Raw genomic sequence first — 3,955 nt, forward strand, 5'->3', positions numbered from 1 at the left:
GTTCAGGGAGTTTTTGATAACTAATAACATTGGCACAAACCACCAAATGTAACGGTGCAATCTCTCCATTTAACAATTGATTAATCTGTTGAACACATTGAACCTGTTTCGGGATCGGAAGTTCATCTAACCCATCCAATAAAGGTAAAATTTTAAGTTGCTGCATCCAATTTTCGCCTATAGAAATAGCAATCCCATACTTTAAATGAAGTTGTTCTAAAATCCAATCTGCGAGAGTTTGTTCTGGATTGTTCCAGGTTAATAAATTCAGTAAAACCGGAATAGGTTCTTCCCCATCCGTTTCCGCGCGACCCACTAATACTTTAGTTAATCCGATTAACGTTGTCGTTTTTCCTGAACCCGGAGCCCCTAAAATTAATAATCTTCCATTTAAGCGATCAAAAACTTGAATAATTCCCGTATCCGGTGTTAAACGAACACTGGGTTGATGGCTGACTTTTAACTCTACATCCCAAATTCGTCGCATTTTTAACGGGGGGGTTTCCTGCGCCAAATGCGTTAATACCGCGCGATGTAACGACTGTAACCGATACTGCTTCACTTCTTTTTGAACCTGAAGCAGTACCTTTTGACGATTTTGCAACTCAACTTTGGAAGAAGCCAATTGTGCCATTGAAAGTTTAGAATTTGTAAAAAACAGCAACCTATCCGTTGTCAGAATTTAGAATTAGTATAACAGAATCCACACACAAAAGCTCTTGCACTAGGCTTTCTGGCACGTAGAGACAAAATAATCTACAAATTAATCTACAACCCCCCTGGATTTAGCCCTAGTTATTGCAGAAAAATATAAATATAATTTAATTACATTTATATTTTTAAATAAATATGCAGTTCACACCGGGATCAGGCGCCACCATAACAGCGACCACTTTGGAGAATCAATTCTATACTCTCTGCTCAATGATTCAAGGAATTGAAAGAGATGCAGCAAAAAATGATAAAGGCGTCAATTTATTGAGCTACACAATAGACACAGATACCGATATAGCTTCGGGGTCGGCATCAGTTTATTGCACAATTACCCGTAATAGCACTACGGGAATTTTAGAATTTTCTTACCCCAACCCCTATACAGGCATTACCTATTCTGAAGGATCAGGAGGAGATTCTAAAGCTAATGGTTCAATACTTGAAGCTTTTGTTGAACGAGCTTATTTAATAATTGCAGCCGAAAGAGAGAAAAAGCGTAATGATCCAAATTTTGCAAATAAATTATCAAATCCTTCGTGGCAGATCAATGATGTGCCACTAAACTCACCAGTTAATCATAATGCCTTGTTTAAATTTAGTTTTAGCCTTCAAACTCAAACTACTTTTACAGGTAGCGGCGAAAACAGAAATGCTGTGGAGTACCTGTAATGCCTACTGATAGTATCAAAAATGTTGAACGAGCATTTACAGGAAGAGTTCCCGTGGTTTCTTTGAATAATGACTCTCCTGTTAATCAAATTTTTGAATTAATAAATTTTAAAGGGATTTTTGAGGACTTGAAACCTGCGGGGAGTATTCATCCCACATTTTCAATCGCACTAGAAACCCTGCAACTAATATCTTATCTTCCCGGATTGTTCAAGCCACACAAACTACCAGATTATGATGAAGATTTAATTCCTCTTTTGAAACGACAAACAGAAGATTTAGAATGGATGGCAGAATTTAATCCAGCAACTAATTACGCCCTAGAAATTACGTTGTTTGAATCTTTTTTTATTGGCAACAACTGGAGTTCCTGGCAACCTATTGCCAGAAAATGGCTTTACAATCAACAGACTGAATATTATCTCGATTTAATCAACCCTTTTTTAACTAGCAAAAAACAATCTGATATAGGCGATCCAAATTATAAGTTGGGAGTAGCGATAACTCAAAAACCGACACAGCAAACTACTTTTGCAAATAATAATTATTTAAGATTTAGGTGCGCCTACAGTGGGATAATTACTTACGAACAGGGAACTGCAACAAAGCAATTAATTAAATCAAGTGGCAATATTTCAATAAACTTAAATACTGCCATTTTAATTTTACCAACAACAACAGGAACAAAACGAAGAATTGTTTATCTACAAAATACTGGATTATCAATAGTTTATTTCAATTTTGATATTAATTTAATAGGGGTTCATTGCCCCTATTTATTGCCGGGCGAAACTTTAAGCTATGAATCAGGAAATTTTAAATGGTCAGGAGGAGGGAATCAGTTTTTACCCCCATTGGCTGAATATTTAATTCAAGATGGATTGTATGTTTGGTGTGAAGGAAAAGATAAAGAGGGAAAATTAGTTAATAAAAATTCTGTATCATGGATAGAATTCTATGGGGTGTAAATAAAAATGCCAATCTCTAATAATTTTTTATTAAAATCACAGGCAATAAATGGAAATATTGATTTAACTGGGATTTCTGGGCTAAACACAAGCTATAGATATGTTGAGGAAGGATACTATCAGCTTGAACCCAACAAACCTTTAATTATTGTTCCTGCCACTCCATCAAAAACCAACAGAGAAATTTATATTAAATACAAGGAGGACTTAAACTCAGAAAATACTGCCAATATCAATTTGTACTTTAAAAGCAAAAACCAACACCCTAAAAATATTTTAATAGGAGGAGAATATTTAGATACCTCAGACGGCGGAATTGCATTAATAGCTGAGTGCCAAGAACAAGCTATTATTGAAGTCATCGTTAGACAAGATTCTGAAATTGATTATTTAATAGGAAATTATTTGCTAGGAGATGATGAAATGCCAATAGAATTAATTCTTAGACCATTAATTGAAACTGGATTAAAATATTCTATGCCTCCTGTTCAGTTATCAAGCATCGGAGAAGAGAACGTAAGACTTTTGATAGACTCCAACAATGGTCAAACAACAGGATGTAAAGTTTGGGCTATAGATCAATTTCAACCCGGAAAAACATTAAATTTTAATATAAATTTTCAAAATGGAATTATAGGACAAGGACGAAAAATTATCATAAACTTAACCCCAATAGAAGCAATCATGAAAGCTGTTATTTCTTTAGAAGCAGGTATAAATCTTGAATTGGATGAAAATCTAATTCAAGATTTAAGTTTAATAGGATGGGTTAAGTCACAAAGTTATTATTCAGAAATCGATCCTGTACCTGGAATTTTTACTTTAAAGCCTTCCCACACTAGATACGTGCTAAGTTTCGATTGCGAGAATCCAGCCACACCTGGATATCCAGATACAATTATCTCATCTTATATGAAAAACAATGCCGACCCTTATAATGGCGGAATATTTACCTTTTTAGGATTTTAAAATGCCTGATAAAAAACCGGAATGGAGCGATTATAGCTATAGCAATTCTGATATTGCTAAGCGACTAGGAATTAGCACTGAAAAAGTTGAAGATTTAAAAGCAGAAGCTGCTAAAGAATCTCAAGAAGAAATAGGAGGGGATTTGAGCAAAAATGGGGTAACTGCGGGGCTTAAAATTAATAAAGATGATTTAAAAATTGAAAGCGCAAGAGTAGGAATAGAAATCCCCGGATTAGGAGGAGTTTCTATTGATTCTCAGGGAGGAGGAGAAATTGATATTTTAAGCTTAATTAAAGTTGAAACTATTAGGATAAAATGTTTTTACATCCAACGCTTTTATTTGGCGGGACAATTTCTGTTTTCTGATATTCAAAAAATTGATTCCGAAGAATGTAAAGATTCGGAAGAACCCGAACCCGAACCCGAACCCGATCCGAGTTTGGATGATATAGACGACGACCCGAAACCTCGCCCATCGCCTAAAATTCCTCCTTATTCTGTTGAAATTCAAAGAGGAATTTATACAATCAAACGTACTATTTTTGAAAGGATAGTAAACGATTCAACAAAATATTTATCGATTTACAAAGGATTTGTTAGTTCTAATGCAGTAAGAATGTATTTTCATGAAAGTC

At 34.9% G+C, this 3,955-nt stretch carries 5 protein-coding genes; 4 read left to right on the forward strand and 1 reads right to left on the reverse strand.

Translation table 11 applies throughout. The annotated features are described in order from the left end of the window. Window positions 1-634 (reverse strand): NACHT domain-containing protein (locus ACKPEB_RS13135; RefSeq protein WP_408965381.1); only part of this gene is annotated, 634 nt, incomplete at its 3' end. A 215-nt stretch (window positions 635-849) separates the two neighbouring features. On the opposite strand from ACKPEB_RS13135, the gene ACKPEB_RS13140 reads away from it, so the two are divergent. From ACKPEB_RS13140 to ACKPEB_RS13155, 4 genes are all read left to right on the forward strand, one after another. Further along, a complete protein-coding gene (locus ACKPEB_RS13140; protein ID WP_408965382.1) occupies window positions 850-1,383 on the forward strand; it encodes a hypothetical protein in 534 nt (177 codons plus the stop codon). Continuing rightward, entirely contained in the window at window positions 1,383-2,351 is a 969-nt protein-coding gene (locus ACKPEB_RS13145; RefSeq protein ID WP_408965383.1) for a hypothetical protein, read from the forward strand. The genes ACKPEB_RS13140 and ACKPEB_RS13145 overlap by 1 nt, the downstream gene beginning before the upstream one ends. Window positions 2,352-2,357: 6 nt before the next feature. Beyond that, a complete protein-coding gene (locus ACKPEB_RS13150; RefSeq protein WP_408965384.1) occupies window positions 2,358-3,320 on the forward strand; it encodes a hypothetical protein in 963 nt (320 codons plus the stop codon). A gap of 1 nt (window position 3,321) precedes the next feature. After that, the coding region (locus ACKPEB_RS13155) for a hypothetical protein (protein ID WP_408965385.1) at window positions 3,322-3,955 on the forward strand (634 nt) is incomplete at its 3' end.

It is taken from the genome of Planktothrix sp. (assembly GCF_046067725.1).
In the GTDB taxonomy this organism is placed as follows: domain Bacteria; phylum Cyanobacteriota; class Cyanobacteriia; order Cyanobacteriales; family Microcoleaceae; genus Planktothrix.

What these genes read in the sequence shown, in the direction of transcription:
- ACKPEB_RS13140 (WP_408965382.1), top strand. Translation starts at nt 850, where the DNA reads ATGCAGTTCACACCGGGATCAGGCGCCACCATAACAGCGACCACTTTG.
- ACKPEB_RS13145 (WP_408965383.1), top strand. Translation starts at nt 1,383, where the DNA reads ATGCCTACTGATAGTATCAAAAATGTTGAACGAGCATTTACAGGAAGA.
- ACKPEB_RS13150 (WP_408965384.1), top strand. Translation starts at nt 2,358, where the DNA reads ATGCCAATCTCTAATAATTTTTTATTAAAATCACAGGCAATAAATGGA.